Source organism: Phenylobacterium sp. (assembly GCF_030679875.1).
In the GTDB taxonomy this organism is placed as follows: domain Bacteria; phylum Pseudomonadota; class Alphaproteobacteria; order Caulobacterales; family Caulobacteraceae; genus Phenylobacterium.
The window spans coordinates 1-15,766 of the sequence record NZ_JAUXSP010000006.1; the positions used below are offsets into that span (position 1 = coordinate 1).

14 protein-coding genes are annotated in these 15,766 nt (G+C 64.8%); 5 read left to right on the plus strand and 9 right to left on the minus strand.

Features of this window, described 5'->3' with window-relative positions; genetic code table 11:
- Nucleotides 1-1,075: 1,075 nt before the first annotated feature.
- The 3 genes from mobF to Q8K84_RS03195 form a co-directional block, all read right to left on the minus strand.
- On the minus strand, nt 1,076-3,883 hold the full coding sequence (gene mobF, locus Q8K84_RS03185; RefSeq protein WP_305280693.1) for a MobF family relaxase: 2,808 nt from the start codon (nt 3,881-3,883) through the stop codon (nt 1,076-1,078).
- 10 nt (nt 3,884-3,893) lie between these two features.
- On the minus strand, nt 3,894-4,244 hold the full coding sequence (locus Q8K84_RS03190; RefSeq protein WP_305280696.1) for a hypothetical protein: 351 nt from the start codon (nt 4,242-4,244) through the stop codon (nt 3,894-3,896).
- A 116-nt stretch (nt 4,245-4,360) separates the two neighbouring features.
- Complete coding sequence (locus tag Q8K84_RS03195; RefSeq protein WP_305280699.1) at nt 4,361-4,612, minus strand: AlpA family transcriptional regulator; 252 nt, start codon at nt 4,610-4,612, stop codon at nt 4,361-4,363.
- 543 nt (nt 4,613-5,155) lie between these two features.
- On the opposite strand from Q8K84_RS03195, the gene Q8K84_RS03200 reads away from it, so the two are divergent.
- The 4 genes from Q8K84_RS03200 (at nt 5,156) to Q8K84_RS03215 (ending at nt 7,324) form a co-directional block, all read left to right on the plus strand.
- Complete coding sequence (locus Q8K84_RS03200; RefSeq protein ID WP_305280702.1) at nt 5,156-5,407, plus strand: hypothetical protein; 252 nt, start codon at nt 5,156-5,158, stop codon at nt 5,405-5,407.
- 404 nt (nt 5,408-5,811) lie between these two features.
- Nucleotides 5,812-6,153 (plus strand): type II toxin-antitoxin system RelE/ParE family toxin, encoded by a 342-nt coding sequence (locus Q8K84_RS03205; RefSeq protein WP_305280705.1) that lies wholly within the window; start codon nt 5,812-5,814, stop codon nt 6,151-6,153.
- Complete coding sequence (locus Q8K84_RS03210) at nt 6,153-6,497, plus strand: XRE family transcriptional regulator (protein ID WP_305280712.1); 345 nt, start codon at nt 6,153-6,155, stop codon at nt 6,495-6,497. The genes Q8K84_RS03205 and Q8K84_RS03210 overlap by 1 nt, the downstream gene beginning before the upstream one ends.
- A gap of 269 nt (nt 6,498-6,766) precedes the next feature.
- The gene (locus Q8K84_RS03215) at nt 6,767-7,324 is read left to right on the plus strand and encodes a hypothetical protein (protein WP_305280715.1); all 558 of its coding nucleotides are present in this window, start codon (nt 6,767-6,769) and stop codon (nt 7,322-7,324) included.
- Between the two features lie 138 nt (nt 7,325-7,462).
- Here Q8K84_RS03215 and Q8K84_RS03220 read toward each other — a convergent pair whose 3' ends face one another.
- The 6 genes from Q8K84_RS03220 to Q8K84_RS03245 form a co-directional block, all read right to left on the minus strand.
- The gene (locus Q8K84_RS03220) at nt 7,463-7,672 is read right to left on the minus strand and encodes a hypothetical protein (RefSeq protein ID WP_305280718.1); all 210 of its coding nucleotides are present in this window, start codon (nt 7,670-7,672) and stop codon (nt 7,463-7,465) included.
- Nucleotides 7,673-7,891: 219 nt separating this feature from the next.
- Nucleotides 7,892-8,260, minus strand: coding sequence for a copper-binding protein (locus Q8K84_RS03225; protein WP_305280720.1), 369 nt, complete (start codon nt 8,258-8,260; stop codon nt 7,892-7,894).
- Nucleotides 8,257-11,412, minus strand: coding sequence for an efflux RND transporter permease subunit (locus Q8K84_RS03230; protein WP_305280721.1), 3,156 nt, complete (start codon nt 11,410-11,412; stop codon nt 8,257-8,259). The genes Q8K84_RS03225 and Q8K84_RS03230 overlap by 4 nt, the downstream gene beginning before the upstream one ends.
- Nucleotides 11,409-12,890 (minus strand): efflux RND transporter periplasmic adaptor subunit, encoded by a 1,482-nt coding sequence (locus tag Q8K84_RS03235; RefSeq protein WP_305280723.1) that lies wholly within the window; start codon nt 12,888-12,890, stop codon nt 11,409-11,411. Before Q8K84_RS03235 ends, Q8K84_RS03230 begins: the two co-directional genes overlap by 4 nt.
- The gene (locus Q8K84_RS03240) at nt 12,887-14,113 is read right to left on the minus strand and encodes a TolC family protein (protein WP_305280725.1); all 1,227 of its coding nucleotides are present in this window, start codon (nt 14,111-14,113) and stop codon (nt 12,887-12,889) included. Before Q8K84_RS03240 ends, Q8K84_RS03235 begins: the two co-directional genes overlap by 4 nt.
- A 203-nt stretch (nt 14,114-14,316) precedes the next feature.
- Nucleotides 14,317-14,688, minus strand: a complete 372-nt coding sequence (locus tag Q8K84_RS03245; RefSeq protein ID WP_305280727.1) for a hypothetical protein — start codon at nt 14,686-14,688, stop codon at nt 14,317-14,319.
- Nucleotides 14,689-14,985: 297 nt separating this feature from the next.
- On the opposite strand from Q8K84_RS03245, the gene Q8K84_RS03250 reads away from it, so the two are divergent.
- Nucleotides 14,986-15,387 (plus strand): GAF domain-containing protein, encoded by a 402-nt coding sequence (locus Q8K84_RS03250; RefSeq protein WP_305280729.1) that lies wholly within the window; start codon nt 14,986-14,988, stop codon nt 15,385-15,387.
- The last annotated feature ends 379 nt before the right edge of the window (nt 15,388-15,766 follow it).

Below are 15,766 nucleotides of genomic sequence, written 5' to 3' on the forward strand. Positions count from 1 at the left end.
GGAGGCTCGACTACAACCACGTCAGGCCGCACTCGGCGCATGGCGGCCTTACGCCGGAAGCCGTGCGGCTGAACCCCGCGGCCGGCCGGCTGCGCAACTTGATCAGCTCCACCGGCCGGCCGCTACCGCCGACGCTGGAGAGCAACTGTCAACCCCCTGGGCTCTCACAATGATCGAGGGAGCGGCGGGGGGCAGGTCACGTGCGGCGCGAGGGGTTTCGCTGAGCTCCCGGCCCCAGGCGTGGCGGCCATCTTTCGCCGGTACTTTAGCAACTCCTTTCGTAGGAGCGCCTTGCTTACGACGAGGCCGCGGTCGGCCAGGTCGGCGACGATCACGTCGTGACTCCCGTACTCTCTCGCCCAGGCCTCGATTTCCGGGAGGACCAGCCGCAGCCTCGCGGCTGCGCTTAGACCGGGCCAACTCTGAGGCAGACTTCTTCCGTTGCTCATTGCTCACATCCGCGCTGGCTTGCGGGACTATCGCGCCTCGCAAGATCCGCCGGGGCCTGGCCCAACCCTGGCCTCGGTCCCCAAAAGTGTCTCAGGTTCAGGCATAACGGCGGGTTTAGGTCGCGCGATATTCCTGAACATTCCCGATATCGGCTTTGGGTATCAGCTCAGTCCAAGGTTGGTCTCACCTTTGGCTCATGATGGTCTCACGTTGGTCCCTCCATGATCCCATATCCGTCTCGCATCCGTCTTACAGTGGTCTCATGTCCGTATCACATCTTTCGTTTCCTGCTCTTGATGCTACCACCGCGCCTAATGCTTCTGGGCTTTGTCTCTGTTCTGACCCGATCGCCTGCCATTTCGGTCCTTAATTTACCTATACACCAGACGCACCTTCGGGTGCCGCGCAAGTGTTTGTAAATATAGGGGAAAGTGTGAGTTGGGCGGGTCGGGGATCACTACAGAGGTGTCGGCGCGGGACTGCGCAAGTTGCTGAAAAGATGATGACTTTCTCCGCAAGAATGTCGGACGCCACGTAGTGACCTGTACAGTGGGTCGGAGACGGCGCAACGCGCCTCCAAATCTCTCCCGGCGGCCTGTTCAAGAGAGTCGGGCGGCCTCCCTGCTCAGCCGAGCTCGCGTCCGCCGATGCCGCGTTGGGTGCGCTCAAGATCACGCTCGCGCTGAAGGTCGAGGGCGGCGGTCTTGTTGCGCTCGCGCTGGAGTGCGCCGGGCAGGCGCTTCGAATCGTCGGTAAAGAGTTGAACTTCGAGACGCGCTCGCGAAAGGCCGACGTAGAAGGTGTCCTGCGCTGTGGTGGGGCTGCCGGCTTCAGCCTCGTAGATGACCCGGTCGACGGTCAGGCCCTGGCTGCCATGGACGGTCCGGGCGTAGCCATAGTCGAGGTGAAGCGGATCCTTCCTGGGCAGTAGAGCGTCGTGCTTACCGTCACTGAGATAGATGGACTGGCTTGTGATGGCCTCGACACGGAGACAATCACCATTGGCCAGATCGCGGGCGGCGTCGTTGCGCGTGATCCGGACCAGATCACCCTTTGTCAGCTGAGCCTTCGTAGCGCTGTAGACCGAGAGCTCCTGCGCCTCCCCGAGCCTAAACACGATCTTGCGGCCACTTGCGTCGGCGACGGTCAGGCGATCCTCCTTGCCGATATCGGTCACCCGGTAGGCGACGCCCTTCTTCAGACCCTGGGCTGGATAGTCCCGCTCCGGCTGAACCCGGTCTCCGACCTCATAGTTCTTGGCGAACTTCCGCTCTTCGCGGGTGGTGTCCCGGCGAACCAGAAACTCGACGGGGACGCCGCCCTCATCGAGGCGCAGGGCCCGCCGGACGTTGGCGTTGATCTCGCGGCGGGCCTCATTGGTGCCCGAGATGATCAGTGTCCGCTGCTGCTCCGCCGGTGAGAGGCGCGCATAGGCATCTGCGATGGCCTCACGCCTCGCCTGCGGATTCCCAATCTCGTAGACGTCCTTGATCCGCTCCAGCGCCATGGCGGCCTTTCCGCTGGCCGCGAGGCCGACAGCCTCCTTCAGCTTTGGATCGAGCTGGCGCTGGATTTCGGTCATCCGGCTCAAATCCATGCCGGCCTTGATGAGCTGATCGAAGGGTCTGCCCGCCTCGATAGCTTTGGTCTGCTGGCGGTCTCCGATCAGGACGACGCGGGCGTCCGCCGTCTCGGCCAGCTTTAGTATCGCCGCCATTTGTCGGGTGGGGACCACGCCAGCTTCATCGACAACGAGGACGGTCGCGGCCGACAGCTCGCGCGACTTCGCCGCGAGAAAGGACGAGACTGTGTTCGCCTTGACGCCGAGTTCACGCAGCGCCTTCACCTGGGCGCCATACGGGGCGAGGACCCTGACCTCGTGGCCGGCCTTCTCAATTTCCTTTTTGGCGGCCTGGAGCATGTGGCTCTTGCCGGTCCCAGCCAGGCCTTCGATCCCAACCACGCGGTGAGAGGTCGAGAGCATCAAGACTGCCGCCTTCCACTGCTCAGTGGTGAGTTCGTTGTGCGGCAGCCTATGCGCCGCCCTTTCGGGGTTGTGAAACGGACGGATGGCTCGACGTCCCTCTCGCTCGATCCGCAGGATCTCTCGCTCGTTCTCTATGGCCGATGGGGTCGTGAACCTGGGCGGAAGCTTCACAAGACGGCCATCGGCAATGGCCTGATAGACGCGCTCATGGGCCTGGTTGGCCGGCTCTCCCGCCGTTCGAAGATCACCGACGAGCTGCGAGAACGTGCGTCCCGTCGCGCTGCGCTCCTTGGCCGGCGCGTAGCACGGCTCCTCCTGAACCAATCGTCCCTGATCGACCTCGCGACGCACTGCGGCCAACACGGCCTCCAGAGTCGAACCCTCGACCCCGTGCTGCATCGCCACTTCCATCAGTCTCGCGCCGGTGAATGCGGCTTCGCGTTCCGACAGGTGGCCGATGGCATAGCGGACCGCAGCTGTGGCATGGCGGGACGCGGCGATGGCGGCCGGCGGTTTGAAGAGGGCCATGATTGAGCTTTTCTGACGCGCCGTGCGTGCGCGATCGCCCAACTCGATCCCGAGCTCACTAGTCCGCCGTCGCCAAGTGGCGTGGAGAGCCTCGCGATCCATCTCCGGCGACTTCCTCTGCCGCGTCTTCATCGTCGCCATCTGACGCTGGGCCGTCGTGGCCGTGGCGCGGGTTAAGCCGGACTTGGCGAGCTCCGCCTCCACTTGCCCGCTGCGCCTGCTGAACCCCTCGATCTGGGTGCGGCTGACGCTCGCGATTTCGAACGTGCCTTCCCGCCCAAAGCGCAGCTCATATCCCTTATCCTGGAGCTCCCGAGAGAGTTCGGCGCGGTACAGAACGCCCAGGTAGCCGGTCATCTTGATGATCGCCTCGTTGCGCAAGGCTCGCCACTGGCCGTCGGCGCGTCGCGTCAGGTTCATGATGACGGCGTGGGTATGAAGCGCCGGATCCTGCTCTCGCGTGGTTTCGTGCCGAAACTTGGCGATGATCAGGTTTCCCGTACGCTCCTCATGGGTGGCGCCAGCCGACTTCTGCCGGGCCCGCGCCTGCTGTTCGACCAACTCCATGACCTTGGTGACGGCCCTGTCGTGGGCTTCCACAAGGACTGAATGGCCACCGACAAGAGCGAGAATGGAGACACTCTTTGGAGCGGAAAAGGTGAAGTCGATCCCGATCCGGCTTTTGCTGTCGGCCCGGGTTGATCCGCGAGCCGGGGCCTGACCGGGCGTGACCCGCCCAGCCAGGAGGTCCTGGAACCGACCGGCCTGGACCTGCCCCGAGAGCCCCAGCATCTCAGCGCCCCGTCCCTGCCAGACCTGGCTCTCGCCCTCCTTGGCGAAATAGTCGTCGGCGCCGTCGGCATAGTAGGCGCCAACAGCACCGACATCGGCTCGGGTAAGGACTTTGTGACTCAGCACGGGGGGACGATCACCGAGGCTTCCAGAGCGGCAGCCCGCCGCACTCAACCGAGGCCTGGGCCTCCCGGATCTTCTGGGGACTGGCCAGGTAGCGCAGGGTCATAAGGATCTCCGCGAGCATCCCTTCGAGGACCGCGGGATGAAGGGGTTGATGTCCTGCTAGTCCGCGGGCCGACGGCAGGGCGCCCGATAGCGCCAGGTCTGCGCGAAGAGACAGGACCGTCTGATGGAAAAACGAGGCCAGCGCCAAGCGCTCCCTGATCACGGCGGGGAGCGTCTGGTTCGTGGAGGAGGCGACCTCCTTCAGCTCGACGAAGAGCTCAGAGGGTAGTCGTACCTGGATCGGATAGGATTGAGACATGGGTGTTCGTCCGACGGGGGAGGGGGCGGTCGGCAGGCGCGAGACGTCAGAGCTCTGACGTCGACGCGCCTGCCTCAGCGATGTGTGTGGAGGGGAGGCTCAGCAAGCCGCCCCAGCTACCTGCGGATGATCCGTTCAGGCGTCTCCGGGAGGACATGTGCCGCTGCCTTGGCGCTGGTAGGTTGGCGGTGATCAATCCAGTCCAGGATTTCGGACTCCACCCAGGCGATCCGCCCCGGTGTCAGTTGCACTGGCTGCGGCGCCTTGCCGTCGCGGACGAGCCGCCACCAGGTCGTGCGGCCAAGGTCGCCCACCATCGGCCGGACGGCTTTCCAGGCGATGAGCTTCTTCTTCGTCTGTTGGGTCATTCACGTTCCATGTGTTGCCCGCTCAATCAGCGGCAACAGCGAAAATCACGCGCAAATGTTCACAGAACGTTACGTGTACATTCTGAAAAATCTTCTAAAATCAACAGTTTCGTAACGAGTTTAGCGGAGATAGAACTGCTCGCGCGCGACTAGAGTTTTAGCTAATAGGTATTGCTTATAGGGGGCGCCGCCGAGCGCGCCGAGATTGCCTCTGGCTGGCTTGAGATCGCCGCCGATCCGGCGAGAATTTTTTTTCTCACAATTTGTGCCCCCGGACCTGATTTCGCAGGTTGAGCGCTCTGATTCGCCGAATCAATGGTCCTCGAATCAATTCTGCTAGCCGCGCCGGGGGCGCGCCGACTGCGCTGGAATTGCACATGTGCAATTGCCGATGGTCGCCACCTCAATAGGGGCGTGGATCGGAAGCCAGGATTCATCCCAGACCCCTTGGAGGGGCCCCCTTCGCGGGGCGTGCATCCAAGCCGACTGCGCAGGTCGCCGCGCTTGGCGCATCAGTTGAGACACCGTAAGATAGGAACCGTGATGAGTATCCCTGCTTACGGCACCCTGGACGATTCGCCCCGACTGAGGGCGACCGGGATCGTCGAAGACCACGCGGAGGCCATTGTGACTGAGACCTCTCCCTCCAGTCGTGAACATGTCACCAGGGGTGACCTGGACCACGCGCTTAGCCTCCTGAAGGTCGAGCTCGGCAACAGGATCATGGGAGCTGTGATCGGCGGTGCGGGCATTCTCGCTGTCGCCCAGGTACTCATCAAAGTGTTCGATCTGTAGGTCGCCTGGCGCCTCCTACTGGCCCTCAAGTCGGCAGCAGAATCCTCGCCGACCTACCTACGTCATCGTCCTGAATGGACCTCCGCAAGGCCCATCTCACACACGTACGGGCCTTCGCTCTTGAGCCTTGCAGCACCAGGCGCATGGGCATGTCTAGGCCGTGGCGTATTGATCGACTTTCCCCAATGGGGCTACTCCACCTCGGCGTTGTGACCGCTCAGGTCTCCCTCGCGCCAGTTGCGGGAGCTGGCGCACTGCCATGTTGCAGACATTTAGCCACCGCCAGATCGGGTCGACCTTCCGCTGAGGTTGGCGCGAGACAGGTCGAGTTGACGAGACAAACATAGCCGAAGAGCTATTTACAAAATAGCCTTGCAGCTATATTTTGTCGCATGGTTTGGACAGTGACCACGCACGACGACTTCGACCCGGAGTTCGATTCACTCCCGGACGAAGTCCGGGACGAGTTGTTGGCCGCCATGCTGGCGCTGGGCGAGCGGGGGCCGTCACTGGGGCGGCCACTGATCGACACATTGAACGCCACGAAGATGAAGAACCTGAAGGAGATCAGGTTCAAGGCAGACGATGGCGTCTGGCGGTTTGCTTTCGCTTTCGACCCGAAACAACGGGCGATTGTGCTTTGCGGCGGCGATAAATCGGGCGTTTCCGAGACGCGCTTCTACAAGGCTCTGATCAAGAAGGCAGAAGCGCGGTTTGCAAAATGGTTGGCAAAGGAGAAGGGCTAATGGCTCGAACGACTGAAGACCTTCTGGCGACCCTGCCCCCGAATCGGCGCGCAAAGGTCGAAGCTCGCGCCCAGGAGATGATCGCCGAGGTCGATGGGCTGGCGGCCGTCCGCAAGCTCGCCGGAAAGACCCAGGCCCAAATCGCAGCTTCGCTGGGTAAGAAGCAACCTTCCGTCCAGAAGATGGAGAAGCAAACCGACCTCTATGTCTCAACCCTTCGTAGGTTCGTCGAGGCCGCGGGCGGCACGGTCGAGATTCGTATCAGCCTGCCAGGCATGGCGCCCGTGGCGCTAGCTGGCTTTGAGGAGCTACGCGACCCGGCTGAGGTATCGCCGAACGTGTAATTCACTCCGAGCGGCCCGCGCCATTTCTGCCACAAAACTGGGGGCGGCGCAGAATGCGGATGCTTTGGATGGGGCTCCGGAGCTTGCCGAGAAGCGGACATCCCCAACCGCCGCTTTGAGCCCCAAGCGGCCGCCTCATACCGCTCCATGTGCGGGGGGCTGAATCGGCGGGGAGCTCGGACATTCAGCGTGGGCATTAGGTCTTGGGATGAAAGAAGAGAGGAAGGGGAGGGGAGAGCGACGTTAGCTCTCAAGAAAGGTCCATCCCCATGGGCGCATCTCCTCCCTGCTTCTGGCCAGCCTATGAGGCCGGCTGGCGCCTTGACGGCGACCTCGTTCACCGGATCGACGAGGAACTGACCCGGCCGCTGCCGGACGGCATTTCGAAGCTCCAGCGACACAATACGCTGCAGCGCCGTCTGGCCGAGCTCGGCAGCCGTCTCGGCTATGGTTCAGCCATTGAGGTGGCCACCGGCTACCGCAGGTACGTGCAGACCGGGCGCTTTGACGTCGCATGGACGCGGCCCGGTGGTCAGCCGCCGATCATCTTCGAGATCGACAGCCGCTGGCGTCATGAGTCGCTCCTCAAGCTGGGCCGCGTCGGCGAGGAAGCCCAGAAGCTCTGGATCTACTACGGTCAGCGGCCCCGGCCGCCTGAACCCACCGAGCCTGGGTTTCGCCGCCTCAACATCCTGAGGATCGGGCCCTGGCGTCTGGGCGTGAAGGACGGGCGTCGGCAACAAGTGATCTCACCCGGTCAGTGGCCTGAGGCGCTGTTTCCCCGGATGGCGAACCATCAATGCGGCTCGCTTAGTCCAACCCGATAATGGCGGCGCGAGCGGTGCGGCCCCGGGATGGCTGTGAGGCAAGCGCAGCAACTCGCCCCATGCCGGGCGCGCAGAGCGGTCTGACGAACGAAATCACCCCACTCCCAACTAACTAAGTCCAGGCAGATTATGATGAACTCAAGCGTCCAGTATCCCGGTCCCAACGACTTCGCCGATGTCGAAGCCTCCGCCAACTGACTCGCCGCCAAAGGCCTTTCGACGTCGGCGGCCTACGCCTTTGCGGTGATCGTCAAGCGCAGCAGGCAGGAGGATTTCGATGCCCTCCTCGCTCGAGATGAACTCCGACGCGCGGGGTACACCGCCGCCCAGGCCGACGCGATAGTTCACGAAGTTTGTCTCTGGCGGACATCGGAAGGCCTAGGGGAGCAGCGCCGCCCGCTGGTCGCCCTGGCGAGGCCAATGGCGCTCTTGTTCGGTTAGCTACTGGCCATCGGAGTACGGCGGGGCGGCCCGTGGTGGGGACCGGAAGCGGATGACCGAAGTCATCGAATGATTCGACGATACAGACGTCGGACGCCGCCCTGGCGTCCGACGTTCAGCGCAGGGCTATTGCTTCCTGATCGCGGTGACTTCGCCGCCGCCGTTCTCCAGCTTCAGATCAAAGCTCACCTTGTCGCCGGCCGCGACGCCTTGGGTCACGGCGGGGCTCGCCTTGAAGCCCATGACCATGGCGGGCCAATTGGCCTCCGGGATGGGCGCATGGTCGATGGTCACGGTGCCGGCGGCCTGATCGACAGCCGTCACGGTACCGCTGCTTTGGATCGCTATGCCATGGGCTGACGTCATGTCCATCTCGTCCATGTTGTGGGCTGGCGCCGGCGCGACCTCGGCCGTCTCAGTATCGGTCTGGCCGCCGCAGGCCGCCAGGGTCATGGCGAGGCCGAAGGCGGCCGCCATAGTCAGAACGCGCTTCATGGGGAATCTCCTTGGGTTGAAGGCTGTTGATGTCGATTGGCCTGCCGTCGTCGCAGCAGCAGGAAGCCGGCGGGTATGACCAGCATTGAGAGAAGCGGGGCGCTCAGCATGCCGCCGATCATGGGGGCCGCAATCCTGCTCATCACCTCCGAGCCCGCCCCGTGGCCGATCAGGATCGGGGTGAGCCCTGCAAGGATTACGGCCACCGTCATGGCTTTCGGCCTGACCCGCTGGAGCGCCCCATCGCGTACTGCGGCGTCCACCTCGGCCCGGGTAGGGTTGGGGCCCCGTTCGGCCAGGGCGTGCTTCAGATAGATCAGCATGACGACACCGAACTCGGCGGCCACCCCGGCCAAGGCGATGAAGCCGACGCCGGTCGCCACCGACTGGTTGTAGCCCAGCAGGTAGAGCATCCAGACGCCGCCTGTCAGCGCGAATGGCAGGGTCGCCATGATCAGCGCGGCCTCATCGAAACGCCCGAAAGTGAGGTAGAGCAGGACAAAGATGATGGCGAGCGTCGCAGGCACGACGAGCTTCAGGCGGGCGGCCGCCCGCTCCAGGTATTCGAATTGGCCTGAATAGGCGATCGACACCCCCGGCGGCAGTTCCACATCCTTTGCGATCGCCTTCTGCAGATCGCCGACGACGGAACTCAGATCGCGGTCGCGGACGTCCACATAGACCCAGGTCGATAGGCGAGCGTCCTCGGTTTTCAACATGGGCGGACCGTCGGTGATTTCGATCTGCGCCACCGTGCCAAGGGTGATCTGCTGCCCCGACGACGTGTAGATCGGCAGAGTCCGCAGGCCTTCGAGACTGTCGCGAAGCTCCCGTGGGTAGCGCACGCTGATGGGGTAGCGGGCTGTCCCTTCCACCGTCTCACCAATGTTCTCGCCGCCGACTGCGCCGGAGACGATGGCCTGCACATCGGTGATGTTCAGCCCGTAGCGGCCCGCCAGCGCCCGATCGATGTCCACCTGGATATAGCGTCCGCCCGTCAGGCGTTCGGCCAGGGCCGAGCTCACGCCAGGAACGCCCTTGGCGATCAACTCGACCTCTGCGGCGACCTTGTCGATCTGGGCCAGGTCGGGGCCCGCAACCTTCACGCCGATCGGGCTCTTCACGCCCGTGGCCAGCATGTCGATACGATTGCGGATGGGTGGGACCCAGACATTGGCCAGGCCGGGAACCTGGACGACGCGATCCAGCTCCTCGACCAGCTTCTCTGGGGTCATGCCGGCTCGCCACTGGCTGCGCGGTTTGAGCTGGATCGTGGTCTCGAACATCTCCAGAGGCGCCGGGTCGGTGGCGGTCTCCGCCCGTCCGGCCTTACCAAAGACGGTCTCCACCTCTGGGACGGTCTTGATGAGGCGGTCAGTCTGCTGCAGCAGTTCGGCCGCCTTGGCTGCGGAGATCCCCGGCAGGGCCGAGGGCATGTAGAGCAGGGCCCCCTCGTCCATGGGCGGTATGAATTCACCCCCCAACCGGCTCAACGGCCAGGCCGTGGTCGCAAACACCACGAGCGCCAGCAGCAGGACCGTCCTGGGCTTGCGCAACACCCAGTCGATGGCCGGCCGATAGGCCCGCGTAAGCCCGCGATTGATCGGGTTGGCGTCCTCAGCGGGGATGCGCCCACGGATCAGATAGCCCATCAGCACAGGTACGAGCGTGATCGACAGGATCGCCGCCCCGGCCATGGCGTAGCTCTTGGTGAAGGCCAGGGGCGAGAAGAGCCGGCCTTCCTGAGCCTGCAGCGCAAACACCGGCATGAACGACAGGGTGATGATCACCAGGCTGAGGAACAGGGCGGGCCCGACCTCAACCGCCGCGTCAGTGATCAGCCGCCAGCGGGTCGTTTCGTCGATGCGACGGTCGGGATGTTTCTTGGCCCAGGCTTCAAGGTGTTTGTGGGCGTTTTCGATCATCACAATCGCCGCATCGATCATGGCCCCCACGGCGATGGCGATGCCGCCCAGGGACATGATGTTGGCGTTGACCCCCTGCACCCTCATCAGCAGGAAGGCGAAGAGGACCCCCAGGGGCAGGGTGATGATCGCCACCAGAGCCGATCTGGCGTGCCAGAGGAACAGCAGGCAGACGATGGCGACGACGACGAACTCTTCAATCAGCTTCTGACTGAGGTTCGCTACGGCGCGGTCGATCAGCTGTGAGCGGTCATAGGTGGTGACCACCTCCACCCCTGGGGGCAGGCTGGGCTTCAAGCTCTCCAGCTTGTCTTTCACGGCCGCGATGGTCGCCCGGGCGTTTTCACCGGACCTCAGAATGACGACGCCCCCGGCCACTTCCCCCTGGCCGTTGAGTTCGGCGACGCCGCGGCGCATCTCCGGCCCGATCTGGACGAAAGCCACATCGCCGAGCCGGATGGGAACGCCCCCGGCCGCGGTGCGCAGGGGGATGGCGCGGAAGTCATCGAGGTCACTGAGATAGCCGTCGGCGCGGACCATGTATTCGGCCTCGCCCAGCTCCAGAATTGAGCCGCCCGCCTCCTGATTGGCGCCTTGGATCGCCGCGACCACCTCCTGGTGGGTGACGCCGTAGCTGGCCAGTTTTACCGGATCGAGCACCACCTGATACTGCCGCACCATGCCGCCAATGCTGGCGACCTCCGAAACCCCTGGCACGGTCGTGAGTTCATAGCGGAGGAACCAGTCCTGCAGGCTCCGAAGCTGGGCGAGGTCGTTGCGGCCGCTCCGGTCCACCAGGGCATATTCAAATATCCAGCCGACGCCGGTGGCGTCCGGCCCCAGAGATGACTCCGCGCCTGCAGGAAGGCGGGCCTGCACCTGATTGAGGTATTCCAGCACCCGCGAGCGGGCCCAGTACAGGTCTGTGCCGTCTTCGAAGAGGACGTAGACGAAGCTGTCCCCAAAGAAGGAATAGCCGCGGACTGTGCGGGCTCCAGGCACCGACAGCATGGTGGTGGTCAAGGGATAGGTGACCTGGTTCTCGACGATCTGCGGGGCCTGGCCGGGATAGGTGGTCCGGATCACCACCTGAACGTCTGACAGGTCGGGCAGGGCGTCCACCGGCGTGGTCCGTGCGGCCCAGACGCCGGCCACCGTCAGGGCGAGCGCCGCCAGGAGGATGAAGAAGCGACCCCTGACCGAGGCGCGAATGATGGCCCCGATCATTGTGCGCCTACCTTGGCCAGATCGCGGACGACCGGACCGGCCGGCGTTTGTTCAAACGTAAAGCTCACGCGGTCGCCGATCTCTGCCTGGGACGCCTGCCGCGGCGAGGCGAGCTTGAAGGCCATGGTCATGGCAGGCCACTGCAACGCGGGGATGGGCTCATGGGACAGGGTGACCGAGGTCGGCGAGATCTCCTCGATCCGTCCCTGCGAGCGGTACAGGGTCGGCGCGGCGTCGGCCTGTGCGGCGCCGGTGACCGGCCGGGCCTGAACGCCCGTCAGACTGGCTTCCGACTCCAGCAGGAACTGCCCCGACGCCACGACCTGCTCGCCGGCGGCGAGTCCCGCCAGGATCTCGGTCTTTCCCTCGGCTTCACGGCCAATCTGGACTTCCGCAGGCACAAAGCGGCCACCGTCCTTGGCAAGCATGACAAGGGCGCGCTTGCCGGTCCGGATGACCGCTTCTGAGGGGACCAGCAGGGCCGATCGGGACTGTCCGTCGAACTCGACCGTAGCAAACATGCCCGGCCGCAGACGACCGTCGCGATTGGCCAGCTCAATGCGTGCGGTCAGGGTGCGGCTGGCCGTGTCAGCCTGAGGCAGAATAGCAGTGACCTGGCCGCTGAAGGTTTCGCCCGGATAGGCCGCGAGGCTGGCCTGCACGGTTTGACCCACCCGGACCTGAGCGGACTGGGCTTCGGGCACGGCGGCGTTCAGCCAGACCCGGGCCAGGCCGTTCACCTCGGCAAGGGTTTGGCCGGCCATCACGGTCATACCGTTGCGCACGGCGAGCATCTTGATCATGCCGCGGCTGGGCGTGGTCACCGTCACGACGTTGCGAACACGGCCGCTACGTTCGACCGCGTCGATCAGCTCGGACGTCATGCCGAGCAGGCGCAGACGATTTCGCGCCGCGCTGATCAGGGCTGGATCGCCTGTGCGGACCACCGCAAGGAATTCAGCCTGCGCCCCGGCCCACTCCGGAAAGAGCAGGTCCGCTAGGGGCGCGCCAGCCGGCGTAACATCAGCCGGCGCCCGGCCATACACCCGCTGGACGAAGCCCGCGGCCTTCGCCTGAATGACCGCTACATCACGGTCATTGAACTCCACCATCCCCGTGGCGGTGAGGCCGCTCGGCAGGGATCCCGTCTCCGCGGTCGCTAGTCGGACCCCGAGGTTCTGAGTGACCGCCGGGTCGATCTGCACGCCGCCGCCCTCGGCGACCTCGTCGGCGTATTTGGGTACGAGTTGCATGTCCATGAACGGCGACTTGCCAGGCTTGTCGAACCGCTGCCCCGGCGCCATCGGATCATACCAGTAGAGCACCTCTCGCTCGCCAGCGCTGGCCTGCTCCCCTGCTGGCGCGGGACCGCGGCCGCCGTCAAAGAGCTGCCCTGCGCCGAAGCCGAGGCCGAGGAGGACCGCAGCGCCAGCGGCGCCCAGGGCGAGCCGCGCCCGGTTGGAGGTCGGAAGGGTCATGGGTTGTCGCTCCCATAGGTGAGCAGGATGCGAGCGCCGTCGCGGGCGACCAGCGCCTCGCGGTCCAACGCGGCGAGCTTGGTGTCGGCGAGGTCGGTGAAGGCCTCGACAAGGTCGGAATAGTCGGCGCGGCCCGCCGCGTAGCTGGAGGTCTCCAACTGCGCCACTTGCTCGGCGATGGGGACCAGCACGTCGGTTGCGCGGCGCCACTGTTCATGATTGGCCGCGTAGGCGGCCAGGTCGGCCTCAAGCAATGCGGCAAGTTCGCGCCGCATGTCGGCCTCCAGTAGTCGGGCGCGGCTGGCCTGGGCGGTTCGCGCGGCGATCATGGGATCTTGGCGCTGATTGGCGAACAGCGGCAGGCTGACCGTGACGGCGGCTGAGACCATGTCTCCAAACATCGGGTCACGACGACCGTACATGACCTCAAGACCCCAGTCCGGGCGGCGGGCGGCGCGGGCCCCTGCCACCTCAGCTGCGGCGCGCTGCGTCGCTGCCGAAAGAACCTGCAGCGCCGGATGGTCGGCAATCCTTGCCCGTAGGTCCGCGGGCGTGATCTCCACGTGTGGCGGCGCTCCGGCGGTCTTCGGGTGCAAGGCGCCTGTCCAGCGGGTGAGGTTGGCGCGGGCCTGGGCGACGTCGGCCGCCAGCTGGCTGCGTCGGTTGTCAAATTCCGCCTCGAGCCGGGCCGGTTCAAGGCCTGCCGCCGGCCGCGCCGATCCGGCCTCGACCCCCGCTGGCACGCCTTCCCAGAGCGGGCTCAAACCCTCAACGAGCTGGTCGAGCACCGCGAGCCGGCGCTCGGCATAAGCCAGGTCAATCCAGGCGAGCGCGGTGGCGACCCGCACCTCCCGCCGCTGCAGGTCTGTGTCAGCCATCGCCATCTGGGTTTCGGCCTGGGCTGTTGCGGCAGCGGCCCGGCGGCGTGCGGCGTTTGGGATATCCTGCATCAGGCCGACCCGAGCCATGGTCATTTCGGCGGCGTCCCAGCGACCGGCGTAGGGGCCAGAGACCGGGATGTTCTCCATCCCAAGGGACAGCTTTGGATCGGGCAACCGCCCCGCCGCCCGCTCGGCGGCGCGCGCCGCCTCAACCTGGAGGGCGCTCGCCTGAAGGGTGGGCGCGGCGCTCTCGGCGAGTAGCAGGGCGGCGTCATAGGTGAGGGGGTCTGCCTGAGCGGTGCTGGCGAGCAGCGCTGCGGCCAGGGGAATCCACGTTCGCATTTGATCTCGCTTGGCGGCGCATAGAGCCTCGCGGCCAGCGACCTGGCTACGGGACCGACGCCAGCCGTGGTTCGGCAGGCCCGCAGGTCTGCCGAGTTGGCGGGGTAAGGGACGAGGGCGACGTCGCAAGGAGCTACAGCCACCAGCCGCGTGCCGTCAGGCGACGACAGGCGAACAGATGTGCTGGCCTCAGCGTCTGCTGGTCAGGCGATGGCTTTAGGGGGGCGCTTCAAGCCGGGCGGCGCAAACGGACGGATACTGTCATCGGTCCGCGGAACAAGCGTGGCGCGGTCGAGACGCAAAATCGCAAGCCCCGGCGCGCTCAAGAGGGCGACGCTGATTCCGCCCATTGCGATGCAGTCCTGGGCGCAGGCGCCGCGATCATGTTCGGATGACTGCAGGTTCTCATCGCAGCACGCATGAGCAGCGTCGGCCACTTCCGCAACCGCTGCACCAGCGTCCATCACCATGGCCATGTCGCCATGCTCGCGCACGCAGCGCATCGACGCAGCCGAGGCTGCAGCCGGACTGAGCATCAGGCCTATGAGGGCCAATGTAACCAACAGGCGCCGCATGATGGACCGAGTATGAGCCTAGGGCCGGGGGAAGTCAACGAATTTCACCTCTCTGTGTCGCCGCCGCCATGCCGCCATCTCGTGGATGATCAGGACGCGACGGCGGCATGGGCATGGATGCTGTCGCTCCTACGAGATGTTGTGATCACCGCAAGAAGGCGAGGACGCCCTGGCCGGCGCGGCCGCGGGCCAGCGACGCAATGTCCTTCGCTCAGGTTGATAGGGGTGCGGTTAACGGCCCAGCAAGGTCGATAGTGCTCCGCTGCCGAAATCGCTGCCTCATTGGATGACCGGAACGTGCGCGAAGTAGAATCACAGCGCCTAGCGGTGCTCCGGGCGATGGGCGTTCTGGATACGCCCCCTGAGGCGATCTTCGATCACATCACCCGGCTGGCTGCGATGACATTCGGGGTGCCGACGGCCGTTGTTTCGCTGGTGGACGCCGACCGCCAGTGGTTCAAGTCGCGCGTCGGGCTTGATGCGACGGAAACCGGTCGTGATGTGGCCTTCTGCGACTACGCCATCCGCCAGGAAGGGGTGATGGTGGTGCTGGACGCGACAGCCGATCCTCGATTCTGCAACAATCCATTGGTTACCGGCGCTCTTGGCATCAGCTTTTACGCGGGGGCTCCCCTCAGGCATGCCGGAGTGGCGATGGCGAGCATCACGAGCATCACGCCAACAAGGCGGGCCAGATGATGGCGGAGCTTGGACACGCGAGACTTGTACTGCGACGCAGCCAGGCTCGCAATCGGTCGCTCAACGACCTGACGTCCCGAAAGGGCAGGGGAGAGACCAACGGCCATGTTCGGCGGAACGTCCGAGCCGCGGGGGTCTTTCCGCGGCGCCGGTTGTGCTGCGAAGTGGTCACTCTTCGACTCGTTCCGCTTTTTGCCTGGGATCCCCCCGCGGGGAGCACGCCCTGAGGGGCCTGCGGGTAGCGGAGTAGGTATGCGGATATGTGGCGCTGACTAAGTGGCTGAATCAAAGGTGGAAAATGCCTTAACTTCGAGTCCTGCCGGGCCCACCAGCGGTCTTTCAAGGGGCTGATTTGTCTCAAGTCCCTGTCTAGAAACAG